Origin of the sequence: Emticicia sp. CRIBPO, assembly GCF_009905725.1 — a bacterium.
Taxonomy (GTDB): Bacteria; Bacteroidota; Bacteroidia; order Cytophagales; family Spirosomataceae; genus Leadbetterella.
Genome location: NZ_JAAAKV010000002.1, coordinates 443,159 through 468,020 on the forward strand (window position 1 = coordinate 443,159; position 24,862 = coordinate 468,020).

Genomic DNA, 24,862 nt, shown 5'->3' on the forward strand with positions numbered 1-24,862 from the left:
TGATTCATCGGGCGGGCTCGAAGTGACAAAACTTCAGCCTCTCGACTCTCCCGAAGTGTCGGGACAGGCAGCTCGAAGTGACATAAATGTTCAAAAAAAATCAATTAACTTTAACCGAAAATCTCACATCAAAACACTCAGCTTATGTTTACTAAATCCTATTCCGTCTATATTCTGCTTTGCAGCGATAATACTTACTATGTTGGTCTGTCGAGTTTCCTTGAGCAAAGGCTTATTCAGCATCAGGAAGGTCACTTCCCCAATTCATATACCTTCAAAAGGAGGCCTGTAGAGCTGCAATTTTGTGCAGAATTTACGATGGTTTATGATGCCATTGCTTTTGAGAGAAAACTAAAGAAATGGTCCGCTAAAAAGAAAAAAGCTCTCATCGATAGTGCCTGGAATAAGTTAAAACAATTATCAGAATGTAAAAATGATACCCACTACAAAAATTACTACAAAGACACATGAACCCTGTCAGTTCGAGCAGCTTACCTTGTCAATTCGAGCGTAGACGAGAACAGTTCGAGCACAAATGAGAACGCAAGTTCGAAGTTTGCCAGCGTAGCTGACGAGAACCGTTACAATACATGCACAATGTTTGTGCAAATAATTCTGCTGAAAGAGTAACATTGAGCATCAGCCTCTCGACTACGCTCGAGGTGACAGATTACATGTCAGTTCGAGCCCGCAACTGTCAGTTCGAGCGTAGACGAGAACCGCTACAAAACATGCACAATATTTGTGCAAATAATTCTGCTAAAAAAGTAACATCTATGCTTTAACTTCTCGACTACGCTCGAAGTGACAAAACTTCAGCCTCCCGACTACGCCTGTCCGGCCTGATTCATCGGGCGGGCTCGAAGTGACAAAATTAGTTGAGCCTTCCGATACAAACCTCCAGGCTCTCCCTCCAATACGGCACATGAATCCCGAAAGTTGATTTAATCTTTGATTTATCCATCACTGAATACGCCGGACGTACCGCTTTGGTCACATACTCAGACGTCTTCACCGGTTTAAGTTTCACTTCTGTGCTGCTGATATCAAATACCGCCCTCGCAAAGTCAAACCACGAGGCCACCCCCTCATTGCTGTAGTGATACACGCCATAGTGAGCCTCCCCCGACTGTATAATATCCAGGATAGCACCGGCCAGGTCGATGGCGTAGGTAGGCGTACCCACCTGGTCCACAATCACCCCCAGCTCATCCCTTTCCTTGCCCAGTCGCAGCATCGTCTTCACGAAGTTGTTACCGTATTCAGAATACAACCAGCTCGTACGCAGAATAAAATGCTTGTCTAAAGCCCCTATCACGGCCGCCTCGCCTTCCAGCTTGGTCAGTCCATATATATTGACCGGCTCTGCCGGATCATCCTCCGACAACACGCCTGTCACATCTCCCTTAAAAATAAAATCTGTAGACACATGCACCAAAGCCGCTCCGTGGGCTGCACAGGCCTTAGCCACGTTCTCAGCCCCTTCGGCATTGACCCTGCGGCAAAGATCCACCTCATCTTCTGCCTTATCCACGGCCGTATAAGCAGCACAATTGATCACAAAATCAGGTTGCTCCCTGGCAAACAATTTCTCCAGCAGCTCCTTATCCAGGATATTGGCTTCTTTCTCGTCCGGGTAAATCATCCCTTCAAAATTCCTTTCTTCAGCGACTTTCTTCAGACAATGCCCCAACTGCCCCGAGGCTCCCAATACCAATATCTTCATATTTTGCTTTTTTTTCTAACCCCGCCCGACCTGTCGGTCACGTCGGGCAGGCATTAAGGCATTGAGGACATTAAGAGATCATTAAGTCTTAATGGTCCGTCCTTAATGCTCTTAATCCCTTAATGGTATTATATATAGAACTATTTTCCAATCTGATGTACCCTGAATCCTATCTCTGTTAAGGCCGCTGCATTCAATAAATTCCTGCCATCAAAGACGTGAGCCGGTTTAAGCATCTGATCATAGATCCGCTGCCAGTCATAGGTCTTAAATTCATCCCATTCCGTTAACACAGCTATCGCATGAGCCCCCTTGGTTACTTCATAAGGATCAGTGCCCACGGTCAGTAATTTCTCATTCTCCTCACTGCTACGCGTGTTCAGGTAATCCAGGTCTGCATACACCTGCTGTGCCCCTACTTTAGGATCATAAACCGCCACAGCCGCCTGCTCAAACAAGAGATGATCAGCCACATATATCGCTGCCGATTCACGGGTATCGTTGGTGTCTTTTTTAAACGCCCAACCCAGGAAAGCAATCTTTTTATCGTTTACGGTATTGTATAAAGCCTTGATGATTTTCTTGGCAAAACGCCTTTTCTGGTGGTCATTCATGATGATGACCTGCTCCCAGTAATCCGCCACATCCTCCAGTCCGTAAGTGCGGGCAATGTACACGAGGTTCAGGATGTCTTTTTGAAAACATGAGCCCCCAAAACCTACCGAAGCCTTTAAGAACTTAGGCCCGATACGGCTGTCTGCCCCGATGGCCCTTGACACCTCGTCAATGTCCGCCTCTGTATGCTCACATAACTCCGACAAGGCATTGATAGAAGATACCCTTTGTGCAAGGAAAGCATTAGCCGTCAGTTTTGATAATTCAGAAGACCAGATATTGGTGGTCAGGATGCGTTCACGCGGCACCCAGGCCCCGTAAACATTCACCAGAGCCTCTATCGCCTTTTTACCTTCCGGCGTATCATCACCCCCGATCAGCACACGGTCAGGAGCCATCAGGTCTTCCACCGCCGTGCCCTCTGCCAGGAACTCCGGGTTCGATAAAATCTGGAAATTAACCCCGTTACCGGTATTCGATAAAATATCTTTCAAGGTACTGGCCGTACGCACCGGCAGCGTCGATTTTTCTACAATGATCTTATCTGTTTGAGAAACCCTGGCGATCTGCCTGGCACACAACTCAATCCACTTCAGGTCTGCTGCCTGCCCTTTGCCTTCCCCATAGGTTTTGGTCGGCGTATTCACCGAAATAAAGATCATATCAGCATCCGCAATGGCCTGATCTACTTCTGTAGAAAAAAACAGGTTACGTCCACGGGCCTCGCCCACTACTTCACCCAGTCCGGGCTCATAGACAGGTATTTTATCCGTATCCGGATCATTCCAGGCATTGATACGGGCCTGGTTCAGGTCCACTACCGTCACCTTGATTCCCGGGTTTTTTAAAGCGATCACAGACATGGTCGGGCCACCCACATAACCGGCCCCTATACAACAGATTGATTTTACAGACATATTTTTAATACTTATAAGAGGTACTTTAATTTCATGTTACTTTTACCACAACTTTCCTACCAAAAGCCCAAGATAATACATTTTATTTAATTCACCTGTGTCAGGTCGAGTCCATTGTCAGTTCGAGCAGCCTGTCCAGCACCTCGGGATAACCTGTCCCGATCCTTCGGGAGACGAGAACCTGTTACTCAACATGCAAAACTTCCTGAACCTATAATTATACCCTCTAGAACCTATAAGAAGACCTTCCGAACCTATAATTATACCCCATAGAACCTATAAGAAGACCTTCCGAACCTATAATTATACCCCATAGAACCTATAAGAAGACCTTCCGAACCTATATTTATACCCCCTAGAACCTATAAGAAGACCTTCCGAACCTATAATTATACCCTCTAGAACCTATAAGAAGACCTTTCGAACCTGTAATTATACCCCCTAGAACCTATAAGAAGACCTTCCGAACCTATAATTATACCCTCTAGAACCTATAAGAAGACCTTCCGAACCTATAATTATACCCTCTGGAACCTATAAGAAGACCTTCCGAACCTATAATTATACCCTCTAGAACCTATATTTACAGGTTTTCAAACTTATACATATAGCTTCATATGATAAATTGCAATGGTCAGAAATGATCCGTTTATTTCTTAATGTCCTGAAAACCTTAATGGTACATTGGAGAATTAGAATAAAAATACTCCACTCATTGAGATAAGTGGAGTATTAAAATTTTCTGCTTGTGTTGATTATTCCGAGACCTTCTTCCGCTCCTTCTTATGATGCAGAGCCATTTGTTCCATCTGCACTTTAAGACCCGCATCCTTCCTGACTCCCTGCTTCAGATACCCATAAATCGAGTCGGATTCTACCATTGCGTTAGATCCGGCCATCATCCGGGTATCCTCAAGCCTGTCTGCCAGCCCTTTGACGATCACCATAATATCGTTAATTGTGTTCATTAACTGAAAATCCCTTTCCAGCTTTGCCACTTCCACGGTCGGAGGTAAGATATTGGGAAACGATTTGGCGATTCTCAGGCAATCTCCCACATAACCTTCTTTATGCCCGATTTTTCTCACTTTTTGTCTTTCAGAGCGGGTCAGCTCAACAAGGAAAGGAAGTTTAGCGGTGATTTCACCCAGTTTGGTGAGGATTTCATTTTTGTCAGCTTCGGATAGGGAAGCGTTGACTAACGTTTTACTCATGTTGATTTGGTTTAGTATTAAAAATAAATTCAATATTAAGACGACACCAACACGTTTTAGTCACATATTTTCCCCAAGAAATTATAATTCAATCTCTAGCTGGTCTGAATCCCTGCCTTGCCCATTGTTTAAATAAAAGATAAATAAAAATAGAGTTGGTAACAGCATACCTTTTAAATAATCTTTTCGGTTCCTGCATCAGACGGTATAGCCACTCCAAACTCGCCTTCTGCATCCATAAAGGAGCTCTTTTTTGCATACCAATCATAACTGGTAAAGCTCCGCCTATACCAATCATACAAGCATTAATTCGGCCCTGCATTGACGCCATCCATTTTTCTTGTTTCGGGCACCCTAATGCAACAAAGACAAACTTAGCTTTACTATCATTTATTTTATCAATAATTTCTTGTTCTTCATCTATTGTCAGTGCCCTAAACGGCGGACTCCAAAGTCCGGAAATGATCAAATCAGGATAAGAAGATTCACAATAGATTTTGGTCTTATCTAACATTTCCTGAGTACCACCGTAAAAATAAACAGGTATATTTTTTGATTCTGATTTTGCCAATAAATCAGGTAACAAATCCATTCCTGCAACTCTTTCTTGATTCAAATTGTAAAGAAATTTCAAGCCTTTTACTAATGGCATACCATCTGTTGTACAAATCTCAGAGTTATTAACAACGTCTAAAAACTCACTATTAAGATGAGTTTCGACAAGCATATGAACATTGGCCACACAGACATAAGAGGATGTTTTAAATTTAGCTAAACTTATGATCTCATTTAAAATATCATCATAAGAACCTAAAGATATCTGTAAATTAAGAAAATTCTTTCTCATACAACTAACCTAAAACAATTATACATACAATAAAACTATTACTCTTATTTTCTATTCTTGACTTTTAAAAAGTCCTTATTATCTCCTTTTTTTTGAAAATAATTGAGGCCAAATTTAATTTTAGTAGAATCTGTGTTATTGTATCTTATATCCTGATTCTGAATATTTAAAACAACATTCTTATCTACTAAGAACCCAGAAGAACCTTCGTCAAAAAAGAACCCATTATTATTTGAGCCTATGGCATTCTTCGACTTATATATATTTTCAATATAATTACCCCTATAGATGCTACCTGTTTGCTTACCCAACGTGTAAATTCCTCCACCATCAGCTAGTGTCCTCATTACGCTATAAATGTGATTATCTTCAATTAAATTATAATTTGTATAGTTTTCTTCAAAATTATAAGTCCAACCTACACTAATTCCAGTATATGGAAGATTGAAAATTTTATTTTCTTTGATCAAACAATGATTAGCCTGCATAATACCAATCCCAACACCGGAAGGGAAAATCACACCGCAATTAGAAATTTGACAATTGATGATTTTGTTATAAGATGGGGATTTTTCTTCTGGAAAGTCTGTTCGTTTTCCTCCTGGTATATCAAATCCAATTATAATGCCACCTCCTCCAATATCATTAAATCTGCAATTAACGATAGCGTTGTCAGATGAGAAAGATGCTATCCAGATTGCGTAGTTTCCTAAATGTTCAAATGAACAATTTACAAAAGAACAATTCTTTGCCCAACGAAGTAATATTGCTGGTCCACAATCTAAAGATGCCTGAACAGACGAAAAACCTTGCTTCAAATCTAAGTGTGGAAACTTTCGAAAAATTTCACTTCCATGATCAAGTTCAACTTTATTAATTCCCCATGCTGATGATGAATAACTAAAGTTTATGTTTGTAAACTTAATATTAGTTACAAATTGTTTTTTTTCTGAATTCCCATTAAGCGTAATCAATGATTCTAAAACAGGGATCGTAAAAGTCAAATTATTTGGATTTAGTTTAGAAGGGGCATAGTACAAAAGTTCCCCAGTATTATAATCCAACACCCATTCATCAGGCTTATCCAAATAATCTAAAGAATTTTCAATTCTATATCTAACTCTAGGATGGAAGAAACCAACGGGATAAGTTAATGGGTTTTTAAAATACAAAATATGTTTATCTCTGTCAATATTCCAAAGCTTGTGCCAAGATGCTTCCCAGCTATTATACACGATAACCTCCGCAGAACTTATATTCTTTAGCTTGTCTAATGTTCCCCTCTCATAAGCAAATCCGCAAAAAACATCTATTGAATCTTTTGCCAATTTCTTTATTGCCTTAAAATCCCACACTTTATAAAGTCCTGCATATTCAGGTATTGGCCCCTCACTAAACAAAGTGTCAGATGTTGCTCTCTGCAAACGTTTATGATCCAGGAATAAGGATCTAAAAATATCCTTTTCCTTAGAGAATTTATGGATTTTCAGTTTCCAAACATTTTCTTTTTCTGTTCTTTCCCATACTCCTGATAATTTTTTTCCTCCACTAATGGTTACTCTTTCATTTCTATATGCTATGTACTCAACCCCATACAAAGAATCTCCACCATCATTAGGAGCAAAAATCAATGGTTTTGTCAGCTCATATATACCTCTTCTTAAAACAACCTTTATATTATAATCTTTACTTTTCCGACTGTTAACGGCTTTTTGAGCATCTACCAAATTATTAAATGGCTTCTTAAATGTTCCATTTCCCCCATCAGGTGAATTAACAGATACATAAAACACCGCATTATTCTGACCGTACAAATCAAAAAAAAACAAAGACAGTATATATATTTTGAGATGCCTCACTTATTCTTCCAATATTCGAAATAGCCTTTCCCCTCTCCTTTCAGCCACAAAATAGTCTCTTTAACATTATTCCTCAAATTAGAGTCGGCCTGACCAAACAACCCTATGGTAACATCTGTAGGAGCAGGGTAGTCTTCAATCATGTTATTAAATCTCTTTGAATATAAAGGAAAAGGTATTTTAAGTAATCTCAAAAAATCACCACAAAGAGCTGCAGTCTTAAAAATAAACTTAGGTAACCTTTTAATCTTTTTATCAGTTAACCCCAAGGACAACTCGTTCAACCACAAATAAGAATCTATCGGGGCGTCTCCTAGATAAAATACTTTTTTATTAGTTAATTCCGAAGGAGATTCTAGAATTTTTAAAATTTGGTAAACCGTATTTCCAACATAACCATATGTCCTAATTACTTCATGCTTAACAGGATGGAAATAAATACCTTTATCAATGACTTTCCATAGTTCAATTGGATATCTCATATGCCAAGGCCCCCAAATATTGGTTGGTCTTACAATAGTAAAGTCACACTCCAGATTAGCTTCTCTGGTATATGTTTCTGTTAATACCTTACTTTGTCCGTAAATAGTGTGCGGTGAAAAATCAACTTCGTTGGAAGGGAAAACATTTTCGTCTGATTTGTAAACATACTGAGTTGAAGTAATAATTGCCTGTTTTACAGATTTAGTTTCTTTTATTACTTCTAATAGATTTTTCGTACCAATATGATTTTCTACATAATCTTCCAGTTTATCACTTAAGGTATCTGTTCTAGCAGCTAAATGAATAACCACATCTGGATTATATTCCCGAAAAGCACTCTTAAGACCACTTATTTCCATTATATTACCTTCGTACCAAAATTTAGCATGATCTGGTTTGACTGGGGAAGCCTTATCAAAATTGATTATCTCTTTGTATCCGCTAGTAATCAATAAATCTATTAAGTTAGTACCTATAAAACCTGAACCTCCGGTTATCAAAAATGATTTCATTTCAAAGAGTTAAAAAAGTTTAAGATATTTTTTTTAAAAGTTTCATCAGAATAGTATGCCTCATAATCCTGCCTTGCATTTCTAGATAGCTCAGCATACAACTCTTCATCATTTAAGAGTTTCAGTATTGCATCACTCATTCCTTGAATATCATGAACATCATATCGATATCCATTTCTTCCGTTTGATATTTGATTCAAAACCCCTCGCCAATTTGTAGAAACAACAGGCAAACCAGCCGAAAATGCTTCTAAATTAACTGTCGGGAAGTTCTCGTGTTCGAAGAATGTAGGAAATAAAAACACATCTGATTCACAAAATATTTTCCGTTTCTCATCACCGATCTTTACGCCATCATAAATAACAATTCCCAAATTAACAGCTTCTTTAATCGCGGTCTCTTCTTTCATAGAAAAAGCCTTCCCAACAATTCTACCAATAACTCTTTTATCAACAGAATTTGCAACTTTAATTATTTCGATAAAATCTAAAATACCCTTTGATTCTCGGCATACACCAACAAAAAGAACTTGAAAAATCTTACTTCTTGTCTTTTTTGCTTGCTTGCTAATATCTTCTACACCATAGGGTATTATTGTATTCTGTTTACTTTCTAGGAAAATTGGATCTTTCAACCCAGTCTGACTCATACATATTGAGTGTTCCGGATTGAAGAAGGCATATTTGAATGCCTTTTTTATAACCGGATTTAAAGAATCATACAACTCTGAAATGCCCCCTGCATGAAAATGAAAAATAGTTTTTATTTTGAAAAGTCTGATAAAAAACAACATTAAGATATCACGATAAACCGGAACTTTCTCACATCCTGATGGGGGGTAGTAGACAAAGTCTGGTCTATAGAAAATAACATTCTTAAGTATTACGAATTGTAGAACTATTAGCTTCCATACTTTCTTTAAACTAAATTTCCCAGTTTCATCCATTTCTTCGCTGAAATTCATTCTTACCAGTTTGAAATCCAGCTTTTCCTCATTCAATAAAGAAACTATTTTTCCTATATGAATAATTTGTCCTCCATAAGGTGGAGGAGTCTGACCTATTATCAATAAACGCATTTGATGTATTTTTCTATGAAATAGTTTTTATAACTCTTGCAGGATTTCCAACCACAACAGAATTTGGCGGAATATCTTTAGTGACAACAGATCCAGCTCCTATTTTGACATTATTTCCTACCTTTATTGGCCCAATAATGCATACATTAGAGCCAACATCTACATTGTTACCAATTTCAGGGCTTTTTGTAAACTTATCGTCATCCAGCTGCTTATTACCTATGGTAGTACTATGTCGTAAGGTGCAATTATCTCCGATTCTTGTTGAGTCATTTACTACTAAAGCGTGACCATGATGAATTATGAGCCCCTTACCGACTTTAGTTTTATAAGGTAGTTCAACTCCCAATACCCACTCAACCAAAATTCTATACAAAACCAGATATGGGATAAAAAGGATAAAAATAAATCTATTTTTTGTTGCAATTGTTGCTAAACGAAAAGAAAATAAGACTAGACGTCCCTTGATATTACTCCGGTTTCTTTCCCAATCTTGAAAAATCATTATAAACTTAAATTTTATTCTTAATAGGTATATATTTCACATTTAACTTATAAATAATGATTAACATAATAATTAATTGCAATGCTCCATATGTGTAAAACCCATTTAGCATAGCAGTAATCAAAATGAACCAAAAGATACTTCTTGATTTGGAAACTTTAGAAAAGAAATACAAGGCGTGTAAATATAAGGCCATCCCTACCAACCCGTAGCAAAAGTAAACCTGCATAAAATCATTATGCATCCAGTAGTATTGTCCATACAATTTATTTGCCAATATTTCTACAGAGTCTGGCCCTTGTCCTAAAATAAACTTAAAACTAAGTACCGGATTTTTATTAATCTCACTCAATCCATTATACCAGAACAAGCTCCTTCCTGATGTAAAGTTTCTATAATCTTGATCCATTAAAACATTGGAAACATTGTTCCAATTAAAAATGGGTTCCAAAAAAGTATAATAGAAAATCATAGAAAGAAGCAAGAAAAAAACAAAAAGAGATGCTCTTTTAATAGAAGCTCTTATTACTATGTTATTATTTCCCTCCAAGTAAATGATAAATGATGCCGCTAATGCTAAGTATGAAATTCGATTCCCGACAATAAGTGACATGGTAATTAAAAGAATCACCCATAAATATTTTTTGAATTTCAGAAAAATGAAAGCTAATAAAATGGTAAAATAACTGAATTGATGAGATATCACAAATCCATTATAATAGAATCTATCAGTTCCTTCAAAACTTGAATAAACAGCCTTACCTTCAATAGCAGCAGTTACTATAAAACAACCTACAAAAAGAACAGTAAAGTATTTAAAAAAAATAAACAGGTCATTCTGAGAAACTTTAGAAAGATTTCTAATTAAATCTTTAGAACAATACAAAGTAGCTAAATACAAGATAAAGGGGGTAATTTCCCGTGCACTCGAAGTTAGTTTTTCATTAAAGAAAACTAGATTAAACGCTAAATAAGCAAAAAGGAAAAAAAATAAATAGAGAGACCATTTTGAAGTATTAGTATACAAAATATATAAAATTGATACTAGGAAGAAATAAGAGCTTATACTTGAAGCACCTAATTTCCCAAGAATATAACTGACCAGATATCCTAAAGGAATGATAGTAAATAAGAAAAGTACATGGTTTTTTTTAAAGAAATCTATCATATTATCGTTTTCCTAGAATAGCATATTTTAGTAAAAAAAATTTATCGTATTTATACTTTAAAAGAAAATTCATTAATTCCTTTATCTTTCTTAATTGAAAAAAATATTGAATACATCTGTCACAATATATATTTTTAAAGTATTCCAGATCAAATTCTTTTGGAATTTTCTTTAGTATTAGTTCTAAATCAGCTAATAATTCAGATGCGGTAAACGAATCCTTTAGCTTAAACCTTTCTTTATAGGAAATTATCCCCAGGGTATTTAGTTGTTTCTCTTGAAGTCTAATATCCCATTTTTCACAAAATCTATTTAATAATTCCTGGTTTACCTGAAAATCCTTAGCAATATTATCTTTATATGTGTTCGTAACATTGGAGTCATGCCTTCTATATTTTAAAAGAACTTTATTAATATTTGCAAATGTCGTCTTCCTTGTCAACTCTATCCAAAATGCATGATCCTCATTCTTAGGAAAGTTTAACGGGTAAATATCTTTCTCCCCTAAGATACTCGACTTAATAATTACAGTAGGATGAAACAGTGGATTGTAAAACATAAATGTCGAAAGAATCTGCTTATTTTGAGAAGGTCTGAAAACAATTCTCTCTTTTTTGTCATCATCTGAAAAATATTTCATTGCAGAACCTACAACACCAACTGAAGGATTCTTTTTCAAAAAATCGATTTGTTCCTGAAACCTATCTGGCATTGAGATATCGTCAGCATCCATCCTTGCGATATAATCAGCTCCTTTAGAAAGCGTAATACCTCGATTAAGCGAGTATATTAAGCCCATATTTTTTTCATTTGAAACAACTTGTAATCTTTCATCATATATGTCTGACAATTCGTTCAGTGTACTATCCTGCGATCCGTCATTAATAACAAATAATTCAAAATCTGTAAATGTTTGATTTAAAATACTAATTACAGATTCCTTAATATACTTTTCCCCGTTATATACCGGAAGAATTACACTTAAAAAAGCCATGTTAAAACCAATTATTATGTATATTAAAAATTCTAATATAGCTTACATCTAAATTCTTTGTGGAAATGAGTTTCAAAATATCCATTTTTCTCCCACATTTAAATAAATATACCAAACCCCTCTCCCATAATAAATGCCTTAAATAATCTATATCTACATTATTTTTTGGGTGTTTATCTACAACAGAGTTTATACTTTCGTACAAAATTTCCAGAGGAATAAATTTATTAATCTGCCACCTATAAACACTTGTAATTATTGACAAGACCTCTAATTCTTCTTTTGAAAATTCAATATTCATTTTCTCAGCATATGAAATAATGATTTTTTCTATCATTATTAAATCAGATTCTAACTGATAATTTTCCTGATTTGAAACATTGGCATTATGCCTTCTGTAAGATAAAAGTATATTTTGAATATTGTAAAAATCACATTCATTGACTAAGTCCAGCCAAAGTTTATAATCCTCATACTTAGGATAATCGTAATCGTATTTAAGTCCCAAATCCTGGATTAAACTATTCCTTAACATTACAGTTGGATGAACAATTGGATTCTTACATAAAAAAGCCGGAGTTATTTTGCCAGTAGTTTCCGGCAAGAAAACATCCATTGGTTTATACCCGCCGCCAAAATAGTTTATTGAAGTCCCCACAATTCCAACATTCTTATTATTATCCAAACATTCGACCTGAATACGGAAGCGATCAGATAGGGAGATGTCATCAGCATCCATTCTTGCAATATACTCAAAATCTTTCGACAAGTTAAGTCCAAGATTTAAAGAGTAAATTAACCCCATATTCTTTTCGTTTGAGATTACATTTAATCTTTTGTCCTTTATTTTCGACAATATCTCGTGAGATTTATCTGTGGACCCATCGTTTATGGCGAATAAAATAAAATCTTTATAAGTTTGATCAAGAATACTCGTAACAGCCTCCTGAATAAATTCTTCGCTGTTATATACTGGCAGTACTACGCTTATTTTAGGCATATCAAAACATGAGTTGAGTTAGATATCTAGTCTCTTGGGTATTATTTTTATTGGGTTGCCATAAGCAATATGATCAGGCGGGATAGATTTCGTAACAACACTTCCAGCTCCAATAGTTACATTATCTCCAATAATGATATCTCCAATAATTATCGTATGTGCCCCAATATCAACATTATTACCAATAATCGGGCATCTTGATCCATCAAATTTATTCCCTATTGTAGTACAGTGTCTTAGTAACAAATTATCCCCGGCTTGAACATCTGAATTGATAACAATCCCAAATCCATGCCAAATCTGAAGGCCTGTACCTATTTTTACTCTATCAGGTATTTCTATCCCCCACCACCAATAAAAAAGACTTCTATAAAGTTTAATATATGGATATCCTATTATTCTCAAGAACAAATTATTTCTTTTATTAGTCGTGTAATAGTTAGCAATTCTATACATAGAAGAAATGATTTTTCCTTTAGGATTTCCTCTATTTGCTTTCATATCCAGTTTTATCTCAGAAATCAGTTTCATTAGGTAATAAGGGTTTCTCGCCAAAATATATTAATCGCTTTCATAAATTAAATACTAGTTAACAATTTCATTTTTGAAATCTTACGATAATATTTCCCAACAAACAATATAAATAAAATGCTCTATACTTTAGTAAGATTTTACTCACCTTGCCTTTCAATTCTAATGGTTTATAGTATTTTGCAAGCAAATCATAATCATCCTTTGAGATTTGACTAAGCTGACTTACTTGCTTTGCTATTGTTAGATTTGATTTACTTTTATACACACTTTGCACGCATCTGATAAATGGATCCTCTACATTTTCCCACAGTATTTTCTTACTTAAGCTGTCAGATATATGTTCATATTTTTTTTGCAATCTACAAAAACTTTCTTTCCATAGATTAAAGCCTAAAAACTCAGAATCAAAATCATTGAAAGTTTGCATTAGAGAATCCTCTCTTCTAAAAATCAAGTAATTACATTTATCAGCAGTAATTAAATTATTAACAAAATCTAAATACCTCATTAGAAAAATAGCATCCTCTCCCATATGTACACCTAATGGAAATTCTATTTTATTATCCCTAATAATTTTAGCATTGAATAGTTTGGAATAAGGAGCTGAAAATCTGGTTAGTTTTTCCTTAATGATTAACTTAAAGAAATCATCACCACTCACTTTAGAGTTAATAAGAACTCTATTATTAAAATCCAAAGTCAAATTTTCAACTACGTATTTATGCATAACTAGGCAAGGCTGAGCAGCTATCAAATTATCCTGATATAACTCTTTAAGATAATTCGGCAATATGGAATCATCAGAGTCAACAAAACATATATATTCGCCTTTTGAACTAATAATTCCTAAATTCCTTGCAGAGCTTACTCCCCCATTAACTTTATTAATTACACGTATTCTATTGTCCCTCTTTGCATATGCTTCACATTTCTCTCTAGAGCTATCGGGACTACCGTCATTCACAAGCAAAAGTTCAAAATTCCCATAAGTCTGCAAAAGGATACTATCGATACATTTTGATATGTAGTTCTCAACTTTATAAACCGGTACAATTATTGAAATAAGTGGAGAGTCCATTAGGTTAAACTATCATTTAAAAATTTGTTTGATAACATTCGCTTTTCTTTTAATATAACTTCTACATTCTTCCAATTAATATTTTCCATGACTCTCTCATAATCGAGAGGATTTGAAGATGAAATCAATCTATTCTCCAAACCAAACATTTTAAGTAGTGAATGAAACCTTACCATTCCTCTCCCCTCATTACCATAAACGAAAAAAGGCTTATTAAATAATATCGAGAAGACACAAGCATGGAATGAATCTGTAATAACAAAATCTGCGTCCCTAAAACCTGCAAGCCAACCATCCATAGGTGGTGCAATTCTATCTTTCAATTCAACGTTAAGGCTTTCAACCTTAGAGTTTGTATGAAAAACATCTAATTTCAACGTGTTCGAAAGAAAATCAATAGCCTTGGTTTTATCTAAAGATTGATCTAATACGTAAACTAATATTCCTTTTTTTATATGAGTTTTATCCGGGTCAATCACTGTTATATAATCTTCAGGCCCTAGGAGCATAGTTGGATCTAATACGTGTGATGGTGTAATACTAAAATACTTTTTACACATATCCACACCAATATCCTCTCTAACCGAAACTGCATTAAATTTCTTAAGGTATTGTTGACAAGTTTCAGTTTCTAATTCTGAAAACTCCCAATTATCTGTTCCAAATGATGCCGCGTAAGAAATTCGTCTTACATTATCAGCATTCCAAAAACTTAAAAAATAATCACTAATATTTGGTGTATATGCTGGCCTCCAAACCTGATCGCTTCCAACTATAATTGCATCAAAATTATAACTACCAATTTTATTTTTTAAACTAGAAGATGAATAAAATGGAGTGGTTTGTGGAGAAATATACTTTTCAATAAAGGGTTGTGTTTTCTCCCTTATGACTTTATCTTCTCTATTTCTCCTAGCCTCAAGAAATATTTCTGTTTCTTTTTTCCCAAACAGATACTTTAATACAAACCGTTTCAAAAAGAATACCGGCATCTTCCATTTAGGTGGCCTATTTAGTTGTCGGTCAATTAGGCAAACTTCATGACCAGCCCGTTTAAGGACAGTCATCAAAGCGTAAGCTTGAATATTTCCCCCATAATTTGTATGCAGAGGTAATGTCAATATTCCTATTTTCATTCGTATGTATTATTTTAACTATTACAGGCAAATTCTTACGATATACTTCTACAATATAAATACGTTCGTAAAAGAAACTGCATTTTAAGATATGAAAGCATCAAAATTAATAACTACTTTCCCATAACCCTTTTCAATATATTGAGACTGTTTTCTCCAAGAACCTGCTTAGCCACCTGCTTTACCTTCCCTTTTATATTTTCCTCAATATTCATTATTTTTTCAAGTGCTTCACTCTCATCTAAACTATTAGTAAAAACTTCTAAAATAATTGGCTTCTCAGTAACTTCAGAAATTAAAAATCTCTCAAACACTTGATCAAAATCGCCTTTATTAGAAGCACTCAAATATTCAAACCCAAGATCTTGGGCATAGTGCTTCACAAGCACAGGTGATTTCTTGCCAAAATGCCCTCCGGCAGCTATATATTGATCGGCATCTTCACCGAATTGTGCACCAAGATGCTGATATTGTCTAAATTCCGTTCCTGTTCCATTATTTACCAATAAAATACGGAGATTATTCCCTACATGTCGATTACCAAGAACATTCATATCATAGAAAAATGCTAAATCACCGAGCACTCCAAAATATAATTTATTTTTATTGGAAAAAGAAGCCCCTATCAAAGACGAAATAATTCCATCAATTCCAAATCCTCCTACATTTGATGCCGATAAAACAGACCCGGGTATTTCGAAGAAATTCCAAGAGCGTAAACTATTAAGAATCCCAAAATGTATTGTTGAGTCTTGTGGGATTCTGTGAGAAATCTTAGAAGCAATCCAAATGTTTGAGAATGGCAGTTCAGGAATTTTATTATAAAGCTCATTCAAGTGATTTTTGCAAATCTTCAAATAACTGTCTGAATCATTTCTATCATTATTAGTATAATGTGCAAAAAAATTCTTTTCAGACATTTCAAATACGTAACGTAACTTTCTAGTAGTATCGCGTATTTCTCCGTCCTCACTGACCCTCCATACTTGTTTTCCAGTAATTGCCAAACTATAATAATCACCCGTGAGTTCTCCTATATGTATCAATATGTCAGGGTTATTTGAATGATCATACATTTGCTGACAAGCTGCAAGAGAGTATACCACCCTATATTTCCCTTTATAGCCGCTTGAATGATCACAAAATACGACTGCATTATTTGAAGCACAAAACCTGTCAAGTAAATCTGTTTGTTCTGTACTCCAAGTCGAATGTGCTCCAACAAACACGCCCACTTTCCCTTCAGGTAATTCAGGGAACTCATTTCCAAAAGTAATACGATTTATCACCCTATACTTGGGAAGTTCCTTTACAGAATATGTTTTATTATAAGTAGTTGGAAGATTAAGATGTACTGGCCCTCCCCCATGCCTCCGAAGTTCTAAAATAGCACGATTCACTTTTATCTCACAATCCCAAAGATCTTCTTCATCCTTGATAATTGGAAGGGATAAACTTAATTTTGCTACGTCGTTAGGTATCGAGCTTCTATCAATAATTTGAGCGATGTGGTGCCCCACTTTTGAAACAGCTTGTGTAGAAGTAATCGCTAATATTGGAAGTTTACGATAATAAGCTTCTGTTAATCCTGGAGAATAGTTTCTTGAAGCAGTTGCTCCAGTACAACTCAACACTACAGGTTCGCCAGATTCCGCGGCTAAACCACAAGCCATATAGGCAGCCGAACGCTCATCTACAGATGAATACATTTCAAAATATGGATCATTTTGCATACTTACAACCAATGCCATATTTGTAGTTCCGGGAGAGGCTATAACTTTACGAATGCCATGTTCCTTTAATAGTGAAACAATTACTTGTGCATTCCTTTCCTCCGTATAATATTTTTCCATAAAAATCTTTTGTTTTAGATTATAGACTATTTAAAAAAAAAAGAATATCTGAAAGTCAAATATTTCATTTTTTGTAAGATTCCTTTTATTTCACTTAATGGAGTATTTTCTCCCATTTGCCTATCCTTTAAGGCTTCAGATTTCCAATTTATGTCATTAAACTTCGGGTTTTTCAAAAACTCTTCTAAACATTTTTTTAACCCTTCATCTATTCTAGTAAAACTATTTGTGTTAACATAATGATCAATTTTAGAACTATCAAATTTCCTGTTAAAAAACCTGTCGTAAATTACCTGATACTTTGCGGGTCTAAATTCTAAAAACCTATCTAAATCCTGAAACAGTACTTTTGGTTTATATCCCAAATGATCTTCTAATACTTCCAGATAAATATTTAAAATATAATTCCAAGTATGTGAATCTTTGGTTGTTATATGGAATGTTTCTCCCAGGGATTTTGAAATACCAATTAAAGAATTAATTCCAGTCGATACATCAAGCCCATAAGTTAAGGTTGTTTCTTTAGAATTAATGTCCTTTGAAAACACAATTGTCCTACCGTTCAAAGCTCTGTACAGCCACTCCTCTTTCTCCAAAACACCTAGCTGCAGACGACTCTCACTATATGTAATATACGGACGAACTATCGTCCAATTTTTTCGTCCGGAGTCTCTTAAAATATCTTCCTGTCGAGCTTTTGTTAATGAATACTCATCAGTTGAAAGGAATTCTCTATCTTCAGAAACATCAAGTAATCGAGACGACGTCTCAATTATTGGTTGCTGGGATTCCGCATACACTCTAGCTGAACTTAGAAAAACATATTGAGATGTAGCATCTAGCAACAAATTAACCCGTTCTTTAAAACCCGGTGTTGAATAAACCATAAAGTCAACAATCGCGTCCCAATTTTCTTCTAAAATTGTCCGAAGAAAATCAATATTATTCGCGTCTCCCTTAACATAACGTGTTTTCCCAACAGATTCACGATCCCTACGAGAAGTAACAACTGTGTCAACATCATTGCTGGACAAGAGTTGAATCAGATGTACGCCCATAGCCCCTGTACCTCCTAAAACTAAGACTTTCATATCAATAGTATCTAATGTCTCAAAACATTTTATAAAATCGTTTCATAATAATACTTCTTACTTTTTCCTGTTCTCCTTTATTCATGCCAATAAAATACATACTTGTACTTGCAAAAATCATACTGGATATTACAGACATGAAGACGAAAAACAATCCCTTCGCCATATACCAGTGAATTACGAATGAAGGTATTGTAGATAACAAAATTACCAAAGAAACAGGGAATACTACTCCCATGAAGAATGGCTTTAAAGGAAATTCAATCAGTTTTCTGACAATGAATAAGCGAGCAATAAACATTATTAGGTTTGCCACTATAGCGACTAAGAAAACCGAATATGCTGGAGCTCCTATTTTCAAGACAATCCAAGATAAAATAAGAATTCCAATCTGGATAGACCCAAGCACTATCTCATAAATTTTCATTCTCCCTGGTGCTCTAGCAGCGGTAACAATAGGTAGGCTTATTGAGTTTATTAACACTTCGACTAAAGCTAATCGGGTAAATAGTACAGATTCCAGAGGTGGGTTTTTTAGCCACAACTTCAATATTGTATCCATTTCAAGAAACAATGGCAATGCAAAGACCCACATCAGGAAAAAAGTGATTTTAGACCCATTTAATATGAGGGAAAACATTTCCTTTTTTTCGTCTGCCGCATAAGACTTTATTATTGGTGGATAAAGTCCTAAATTAAAATTATTAGAAAACAAATTAATTTGACTCGTAACATTCATCGCTATCGCTCTTGCTGCCACTACGACTGGATTAAAAACCTGGTTCAACAGAATAGTAACCGCCTGATTACGACCGACTGTAGTAATTTGACCAAATAATGTCCACCCTGTGAATCCAACGATTTCAAGCAATAAGCCCTTGTCCCAATAAAATTGTCGGAACTGGCATTCTCTATACTTTCTAACACAAATAAAAATATAGGTTAAAGCAATAATAACCGACACTATATAAACCAATATTCCATACAATTCCAGTTTATCCCATGGCAAATACACTAACAAAAAAACTAAACCCAATTTCAGAATAGTTTCAACTATAGATACATATGCATAAATCTTCATATCCTCGTGTGCAATAATAATTGCCATAAAAGGAGTCGTAAAAATTGTAGAAATAAACGTCAATACTGAGAAATGGAATATTAGGCGTGCGGATTCAAATCTTTCCGAAGGGACATGTAATTTTTCGTTTACAAACCATAATCCGATAGTTTCGAGGAGTATTAAAGAAATAATGGCAATTGCGACATAAATAATCAAGTTAACAGTAAATGTCTTTTTTAACTTTTCAAAATTATCTTGCCCTAGAGCAAAAGAAAAAAAACGCTGAGTTGCAGAAGCCATTGTTCCGCTAAAAAATGAAAAAAAAGTAACAATCCCCCCAACCACATTGTAAATCCCGTAATCTACAACACCAAGTGTATTTAAAACTATCCGATAGGTATACAGAGTTACTGCCATTGTCAGAAACATCCGTATATATAAGAATAAAGTATTCTTTATTATGCTTTTTGAATTGGACACTACTACTAATTAAAGAATATTATATTCTATTTTGTAAAACAACTAATCTAAATTTATCACAAATTCGAAACCCTTTTGTGATAAATATTTACTCACATATCTTTAAACTAACTCAATAATTTAAATCCTGATTATATTAAATAATAATGAAGCATGCAATTCAAAATTGACGACAAACTATCGTAACAAACAAATGAACATACTGTGCCTCATTCTTGAAGACAGTATGTTTTTATTTTTCATCGATATATTTTTATAAAAAGAACCTAAGTCATTTTTTTTTGAAACCAAACCAATTTTTAAACCCTTTCTTTACTTCTTCCTTTCCATATGCTTGACCATAACCGTAACCATAGCCGTAGCCATAACCATAGCCATAGCCATAATCTTTTAAATTCTTATAATTAACGGCATTAAAAATTACGGATAAGGACTTGAATATATTCTTCTTGTTTAATTCAGACAAATTACGAAGGAATTGTTTAGGTGTTCTCTCATGGCGTACAAGATAAAAGCAAGCATCTGCAAGTGGGGCTAATAAAATTGCATCAGTAACTAATCCTGTTGGAGGAGTGTCAATAAGAATATAATCGAAAGATTGTCTAAGGACGTCTACTAATTCTTTTATTCTACCATTCATTATCAATTCAGATGGATTTGGAGGAATTGGCCCGCTTGGAATTGCATACACGTTTACAATATTAGTTTTTTGAATTATAGCCTCTTCAGTGGCCTTTCCAATTAAATAGTTCGATACTCCTTTGCTATTTCCTACTCCAATATACTCATGTAATTTAGGTTTTCTTAAATCTAAGCCTATGATAACTACTTTTTTATCTAGTAACCCTAAAGATGCGGCAATGTTAGCTGTCACAAAGCTTTTACCTTCTCCGCTCGTTGAAGAAGTAAAAAGTATAACCTTCCCCTCTTCTTCTTTCAAATCAGAAAATAGAAAACTCAAATTAGATCTGATCATTCTAACCTGTTCAGATACAAAACTTCTACTATTCACATCTAGTATTTCCCCTTTCTCTTCTGATGGCTTTTGTCCAATTTCTCCAAAAACCGGAATTCCTGTTTTATCTTCAATTTCTTTTCTGGAATTAACCGTATCATTAAGCATATCTTTTATATTAATGCTAGCAATCGGAATGACCAAGCTAAGCAGCATTCCAACTAAAAGCACAAGATTTTTTTTAGGTTTTACCGGATCTCCTGAATCAAAAGGGACATCCACGATACGACTATCTGTAACAGTTGAAGCGTATGAAAGAGCAGTTTCTTCTCTTTTTTTGAGGAGAAGGAGATATAAATTCTCTTTGATACCAGCCTGCCTTTTAATTTCTACATATTCTCTTTCCTTACGAGGTATTGTACTTATTGCTCCTTCTAATCTATTATTTAAAGCTTGAAGACTATTCCGAGTAACCTGTAACCCAGACTTTTGATTACCCAAATTTTCCTTTATAGCCTGCTTAACATTCTTCATCTGAGTGTTAATAGTCTGTAAAAAAGGATTATTAGCTTGAGCGGATCTTGACAACTTCTCTCTTTCCAACTCAAGTTGAGATAATTGACTAATATAAGATGTCAATACAGGATCACTGACCATTAAAGTAGCTGGGGCAACATTCCCCACCTGGTCAGATTGCAAATAGCGGTCTACACCTTCCAATACCTTTAATTGAATGTCGACTTCATTCAATTTAGAGTCATTATCTTTCACTTTTTCCAAAAACAAATTAGCCTCTGTACTTAAATCCGTAATACCTCTAGATGTTCTATACTGTTCAACATCTTTCTCTACATCTCCCAATTCAGATGTGATCAGTTTCAGCCGGCCTTCTATAAATCTAAGTGTGTTAGTCGCCTCTCTGTTTTTATCTTCCAATGATGCAAAAGAGTATTCTTCTAGAATCTTGCTCATTATATCTTTCCCCTTGTTTTTCAAAGGCGTTTCAAAACCTAAAGTAATTACAGTACTTTTCTGATTTAATAGTGCAACATCAAGCCCAGCGATTATACTATTAATCAATTTGTCTTTATCTAAAATTACTACTTTTATTGGATCTTCATTTTTGTAAGTCGAGTTAGGATTTTTAAAAACTCTAAACTTCCCATAATCTGAAGTAATAGACTCACTAAAATCAAATTTCCCTAATGAGTTCTTATTTTCACTTAACAATTCATATTTATTACCTTTCAGAACTTTTATATAAAGAGAATGAGAAAAGGCATAATTTGTAGAACTAATCATAAATATTTTTATAGGGCTTTCTTCTCCATAAAGCTCTACATCTCTAATACTTCCCTCTTTCCAATAAGAAACTGTTAAATTTAATTGATCAACAACTGACTGAAGTAAAGTTCTAGATTTTAAAACTTCAATTTCATTTTCTACTAATTTACTTCCACCAATTATATCTAATTCAGCGAGCATCTCGTTACCTACTGAAGCCCCTTTCTTCTCATCTTTGACTAATAATGTAGCATTTACTTTATAAATTGGAGTGCTAAATTTTAAATATAAAAAAGCACTTCCAAAACAAACTAATACTGAAATTACAAACCAATACCAATATCTTACATACTTAAATAATGCAGATTTTAAATCAAAACTCTGTTGATTCTCTTCTGAGAAAATACTTTCACCTAAAGCCATTTTTTTAAAATTTACTTCAATTATATTAGAATCTTATACAATTTTATCTTTACTATTTACTTAATAATAAAGTTTAATAGAACAACAAGTGTAGTAGCTATACCGGTAAAAATAGGGACCAATTGAACCCTTTGCTCTGTATTTGTTACCCTTCCCTTTATTGGCTCCACATAGATGACATCTCCATTCTGAATGTAATAATAAGGCGATGTGAATAAATCTCTGTTTAAGAGACTGACTTTCCCAACTTCTCTCAGCCCTAGTGAATGTCTAATAATGGTTATGCTGTCCCTCTTACCATAAATAGTCAAATCTCCAGCCATTGCAAGAGCTTCAGGCATAGTTGTACGATCATCTAACAAGTTAAAAGTTCCTACCCGGTTTACTTCTCCTAAGACAGAGAATTTATGATTCAAAAAAGTAATATTTACAGCTGGGTCTTTCAAATATTTTTCTATTTCAACTTTAATCTTTTCCCCTGCCTCTTCAAGTGTTAACCCCCTTAAAAATTGTTTTCCAATGAATGGAACTACTACGTTACCAGATGAATCAACACGATAGCCTAATGGCTGTTCTCTTGGCCCTCCTCCATTTGTTATCCCTGGAAAAGAAGACATGGTCAAAGAATTAATATTCTGAAAGTTCAGAATTTCATTAGACTCTTTACTCAGACTACTTACCGTAATCGCAAGGATGTCATCTGTAGAAATCTTAGTAACCTTTGGCAAATGTGTCTCAATGTAATTCGGATACTGCGGATTGTTACTCTGGAAGTAAACTACCTTTTTGGTATCGACACAGGAAAACAGGGTAAAAGAGGACAAAACGATGATGGCAAACAGCCGTATCTTGGCCAGGCGGTCGGTTTTTAGGTTCATGCTAAATGTTTTCTTTTGTAAGATTGTGTATAAAAGTAGAGATATTATCTAAAATTTGCAATAAGTGGCTTTTATTAATCAATAAAAAGCTATTTAAACGGGGTAAATTATAAAATTTGGATTTTACATAGATTGGCTGCAGGTGATAAGCCATAAGCTGTAGGCTTTAGGCTCGATGTCCACAAAATCTAAAATTCATGTTAAATAACGCTTAAAGCTTACTGCCTAAAGCTTACCGCTCCTCACAACCTACTCACTTCTGTTTGGGTTAAATCTACTGTGACTGTCATTTGTAATGACTCGATGTGTACATAGATCTTTTTGCCTTGTTTGCCGACTATTTCTCCGTCTGTTTCAGCCAGGGAACCGGATTTTATCTTGATCCTGTCGCTGGTTTCGAGTTGGGTGACCGAGATGGTTTTATGATCGTAGTGATCCAGTAAATCTTTGATCGCCTGTATCTCCTGGTCTTTGACAACGGCGGCTTGTCTGAGCCAGAAAAGGTATCTTACTACCCCTTGTACTTCAAAAACCTTTGCCCTGTGTTTTTCTTCCAGCCTCACAAACACATAGGACTTGAAAAGAGGTTCTTCTATCGTCTTTTTCCGGTCCGACCACTGTTTGGTGGTTTTGACGACAGGGCAAAAAACTTCTATGCCTATCTGACTGAGCCGCTCTGCGACAATCTTTTCATTCCTCGACTTGGTATATAAAACAAACCACTTCAATTGAGTTTCGATATTGTTCTGTGTTTCCATAAGCCAAAATTAATGATTTTTTGGCTTTAAGCTGTAAGCCTTAAGCAGTCATCTATCGTCGAATTGTTTTTCAGGCATTTAGGGTATCAAGAATTCATTTTTGTAATTACGCTCCTTTCTGCCTTTTTCCATTCTACCCAGTCCGCCCCCGTTACCTGGGCAAGCTCTGGCGGCCAGGCCGGGCGGGCTTTCTCCAACACCCCACGGCTTCGCCCTTTCAGTCCCATTTATTGAACCTATGAAAACAAGAATCTATTTAAAAATGAGCAACCAGCTGCTCCAAAAAACCTGAAACCCTACAGCTTATAGCCTATCATCGCTTATAGCTTAAACCTTACAGCCTACCACTTAAAACCTTACAGCCTACGCATCCAAACTCTCCCTTTTTACGTATCTATACCGAAATACTC

At 35.1% G+C, this 24,862-nt stretch carries 21 protein-coding genes; 1 reads left to right on the top strand and 20 read right to left on the bottom strand.

All coding sequences use genetic code 11. The features are described from left to right. Nucleotides 1-144: 144 nt before the first annotated feature. Nucleotides 145-471 carry a GIY-YIG nuclease family protein gene (locus GVN16_RS05830; protein WP_166562909.1) on the top strand — a complete coding sequence of 109 codons (327 nt, stop codon included), beginning with the start codon at nucleotides 145-147 and terminating at the stop codon, nucleotides 469-471. Nucleotides 472-874: 403 nt separating this feature from the next. Here GVN16_RS05830 and rfbD read toward each other — a convergent pair whose 3' ends face one another. The 20 genes from rfbD to GVN16_RS05930 form a co-directional block, all read right to left on the bottom strand. Then, complete coding sequence (gene rfbD, locus GVN16_RS05835; RefSeq protein WP_166562910.1) at nucleotides 875-1,726, bottom strand: dTDP-4-dehydrorhamnose reductase; 852 nt, start codon at nucleotides 1,724-1,726, stop codon at nucleotides 875-877. Nucleotides 1,727-1,866: 140 nt separating this feature from the next. Continuing rightward, a complete protein-coding gene (locus tag GVN16_RS05840; RefSeq protein ID WP_205748790.1) occupies nucleotides 1,867-3,258 on the bottom strand; it encodes a nucleotide sugar dehydrogenase in 1,392 nt (463 codons plus the stop codon). A 755-nt stretch (nucleotides 3,259-4,013) separates the two neighbouring features. Beyond that, nucleotides 4,014-4,472, bottom strand: coding sequence for a hypothetical protein (locus GVN16_RS05845; protein WP_166562911.1), 459 nt, complete (start codon nucleotides 4,470-4,472; stop codon nucleotides 4,014-4,016). 88 nt (nucleotides 4,473-4,560) lie between these two features. Further along, nucleotides 4,561-5,319, bottom strand: a complete 759-nt coding sequence (locus GVN16_RS05850) for a WecB/TagA/CpsF family glycosyltransferase (protein WP_166562912.1) — start codon at nucleotides 5,317-5,319, stop codon at nucleotides 4,561-4,563. A 44-nt stretch (nucleotides 5,320-5,363) separates the two neighbouring features. Beyond that, entirely contained in the window at nucleotides 5,364-7,148 is a 1,785-nt protein-coding gene (locus GVN16_RS05855; RefSeq protein ID WP_166562913.1) for a right-handed parallel beta-helix repeat-containing protein, read from the bottom strand. Nucleotides 7,149-7,174: 26 nt separating this feature from the next. Beyond that, a complete protein-coding gene (locus GVN16_RS05860) occupies nucleotides 7,175-8,173 on the bottom strand; it encodes an NAD(P)-dependent oxidoreductase (protein ID WP_166562914.1) in 999 nt (332 codons plus the stop codon). Continuing rightward, nucleotides 8,170-9,252, bottom strand: coding sequence for a glycosyltransferase family 4 protein (locus tag GVN16_RS05865; protein WP_166562915.1), 1,083 nt, complete (start codon nucleotides 9,250-9,252; stop codon nucleotides 8,170-8,172). Before GVN16_RS05865 ends, GVN16_RS05860 begins: the two co-directional genes overlap by 4 nt. Nucleotides 9,253-9,265: 13 nt before the next feature. Beyond that, nucleotides 9,266-9,757 carry a serine O-acetyltransferase gene (locus GVN16_RS26190; RefSeq protein ID WP_166562916.1) on the bottom strand — a complete coding sequence of 164 codons (492 nt, stop codon included), beginning with the start codon at nucleotides 9,755-9,757 and terminating at the stop codon, nucleotides 9,266-9,268. 7 nt (nucleotides 9,758-9,764) lie between these two features. Beyond that, nucleotides 9,765-10,925, bottom strand: coding sequence for an O-antigen ligase family protein (locus tag GVN16_RS05875; protein WP_166562917.1), 1,161 nt, complete (start codon nucleotides 10,923-10,925; stop codon nucleotides 9,765-9,767). 1 nt (nucleotide 10,926) lies between these two features. Beyond that, on the bottom strand, nucleotides 10,927-11,919 hold the full coding sequence (locus GVN16_RS05880) for a glycosyltransferase (protein WP_166562918.1): 993 nt from the start codon (nucleotides 11,917-11,919) through the stop codon (nucleotides 10,927-10,929). A 1-nt stretch (nucleotide 11,920) separates the two neighbouring features. Then, complete coding sequence (locus GVN16_RS05885; protein ID WP_166562919.1) at nucleotides 11,921-12,919, bottom strand: glycosyltransferase; 999 nt, start codon at nucleotides 12,917-12,919, stop codon at nucleotides 11,921-11,923. Nucleotides 12,920-12,937: 18 nt separating this feature from the next. Further along, nucleotides 12,938-13,450 (bottom strand): DapH/DapD/GlmU-related protein, encoded by a 513-nt coding sequence (locus GVN16_RS05890; RefSeq protein WP_166562920.1) that lies wholly within the window; start codon nucleotides 13,448-13,450, stop codon nucleotides 12,938-12,940. A gap of 67 nt (nucleotides 13,451-13,517) precedes the next feature. Beyond that, the gene (locus GVN16_RS05895; RefSeq protein WP_166562921.1) at nucleotides 13,518-14,531 is read right to left on the bottom strand and encodes a glycosyltransferase family 2 protein; all 1,014 of its coding nucleotides are present in this window, start codon (nucleotides 14,529-14,531) and stop codon (nucleotides 13,518-13,520) included. Further along, on the bottom strand, nucleotides 14,531-15,667 hold the full coding sequence (locus GVN16_RS05900) for a polysaccharide pyruvyl transferase family protein (protein ID WP_166562922.1): 1,137 nt from the start codon (nucleotides 15,665-15,667) through the stop codon (nucleotides 14,531-14,533). Before GVN16_RS05900 ends, GVN16_RS05895 begins: the two co-directional genes overlap by 1 nt. A 113-nt stretch (nucleotides 15,668-15,780) precedes the next feature. Further along, on the bottom strand, nucleotides 15,781-17,520 hold the full coding sequence (locus GVN16_RS05905; RefSeq protein WP_166562923.1) for a thiamine pyrophosphate-binding protein: 1,740 nt from the start codon (nucleotides 17,518-17,520) through the stop codon (nucleotides 15,781-15,783). A 26-nt stretch (nucleotides 17,521-17,546) separates the two neighbouring features. After that, nucleotides 17,547-18,611: an NAD-dependent epimerase/dehydratase family protein gene (locus tag GVN16_RS05910; protein ID WP_166562924.1), complete on the bottom strand. Its 1,065-nt coding sequence runs from the start codon at nucleotides 18,609-18,611 to the stop codon at nucleotides 17,547-17,549. Between the two features lie 19 nt (nucleotides 18,612-18,630). Next, complete coding sequence (locus tag GVN16_RS05915) at nucleotides 18,631-20,091, bottom strand: MATE family efflux transporter (protein WP_205748791.1); 1,461 nt, start codon at nucleotides 20,089-20,091, stop codon at nucleotides 18,631-18,633. A gap of 334 nt (nucleotides 20,092-20,425) precedes the next feature. Continuing rightward, on the bottom strand, nucleotides 20,426-22,816 hold the full coding sequence (locus GVN16_RS05920; RefSeq protein WP_166562926.1) for a tyrosine-protein kinase: 2,391 nt from the start codon (nucleotides 22,814-22,816) through the stop codon (nucleotides 20,426-20,428). A gap of 56 nt (nucleotides 22,817-22,872) precedes the next feature. Then, nucleotides 22,873-23,694, bottom strand: a complete 822-nt coding sequence (locus GVN16_RS05925; RefSeq protein ID WP_166562927.1) for a polysaccharide biosynthesis/export family protein — start codon at nucleotides 23,692-23,694, stop codon at nucleotides 22,873-22,875. A gap of 242 nt (nucleotides 23,695-23,936) precedes the next feature. After that, the gene (locus GVN16_RS05930; RefSeq protein WP_229244061.1) at nucleotides 23,937-24,452 is read right to left on the bottom strand and encodes a UpxY family transcription antiterminator; all 516 of its coding nucleotides are present in this window, start codon (nucleotides 24,450-24,452) and stop codon (nucleotides 23,937-23,939) included. Nucleotides 24,453-24,862 lie beyond the last annotated feature (410 nt).

Excerpts from the sequence above, each read along its gene's own strand:
- GVN16_RS26190 (WP_166562916.1), bottom strand. The coding sequence starts at position 9,757 with ATGATTTTTCAAGATTGGGAAAGAAACCGGAGTAATATCAAGGGACGT.
- GVN16_RS05840 (WP_205748790.1), bottom strand. The coding sequence starts at position 3,258 with ATGTCTGTAAAATCAATCTGTTGTATAGGGGCCGGTTATGTGGGTGGC.
- GVN16_RS05925 (WP_166562927.1), bottom strand. The coding sequence starts at position 23,694 with ATGAACCTAAAAACCGACCGCCTGGCCAAGATACGGCTGTTTGCCATC.
- GVN16_RS05875 (WP_166562917.1), bottom strand. The coding sequence starts at position 10,925 with ATGATAGATTTCTTTAAAAAAAACCATGTACTTTTCTTATTTACTATC.
- rfbD (WP_166562910.1), bottom strand. The coding sequence starts at position 1,726 with ATGAAGATATTGGTATTGGGAGCCTCGGGGCAGTTGGGGCATTGTCTG.
- GVN16_RS05865 (WP_166562915.1), bottom strand. The coding sequence starts at position 9,252 with ATGCGTTTATTGATAATAGGTCAGACTCCTCCACCTTATGGAGGACAA.
- GVN16_RS05860 (WP_166562914.1), bottom strand. The coding sequence starts at position 8,173 with ATGAAATCATTTTTGATAACCGGAGGTTCAGGTTTTATAGGTACTAAC.
- GVN16_RS05910 (WP_166562924.1), bottom strand. The coding sequence starts at position 18,611 with ATGAAAGTCTTAGTTTTAGGAGGTACAGGGGCTATGGGCGTACATCTG.
- GVN16_RS05900 (WP_166562922.1), bottom strand. The coding sequence starts at position 15,667 with ATGAAAATAGGAATATTGACATTACCTCTGCATACAAATTATGGGGGA.
- GVN16_RS05905 (WP_166562923.1), bottom strand. The coding sequence starts at position 17,520 with ATGGAAAAATATTATACGGAGGAAAGGAATGCACAAGTAATTGTTTCA.
- GVN16_RS05830 (WP_166562909.1), top strand. The coding sequence starts at position 145 with ATGTTTACTAAATCCTATTCCGTCTATATTCTGCTTTGCAGCGATAAT.
- GVN16_RS05920 (WP_166562926.1), bottom strand. The coding sequence starts at position 22,816 with ATGGCTTTAGGTGAAAGTATTTTCTCAGAAGAGAATCAACAGAGTTTT.
- GVN16_RS05930 (WP_229244061.1), bottom strand. The coding sequence starts at position 24,452 with ATGGAAACACAGAACAATATCGAAACTCAATTGAAGTGGTTTGTTTTA.
- GVN16_RS05880 (WP_166562918.1), bottom strand. The coding sequence starts at position 11,919 with ATGGCTTTTTTAAGTGTAATTCTTCCGGTATATAACGGGGAAAAGTAT.
- GVN16_RS05845 (WP_166562911.1), bottom strand. The coding sequence starts at position 4,472 with ATGAGTAAAACGTTAGTCAACGCTTCCCTATCCGAAGCTGACAAAAAT.
- GVN16_RS05885 (WP_166562919.1), bottom strand. The coding sequence starts at position 12,919 with ATGCCTAAAATAAGCGTAGTACTGCCAGTATATAACAGCGAAGAATTT.
- GVN16_RS05895 (WP_166562921.1), bottom strand. The coding sequence starts at position 14,531 with ATGGACTCTCCACTTATTTCAATAATTGTACCGGTTTATAAAGTTGAG.
- GVN16_RS05850 (WP_166562912.1), bottom strand. The coding sequence starts at position 5,319 with ATGAGAAAGAATTTTCTTAATTTACAGATATCTTTAGGTTCTTATGAT.
- GVN16_RS05915 (WP_205748791.1), bottom strand. The coding sequence starts at position 20,091 with ATGGCAGTAACTCTGTATACCTATCGGATAGTTTTAAATACACTTGGT.
- GVN16_RS05890 (WP_166562920.1), bottom strand. The coding sequence starts at position 13,450 with ATGAAACTGATTTCTGAGATAAAACTGGATATGAAAGCAAATAGAGGA.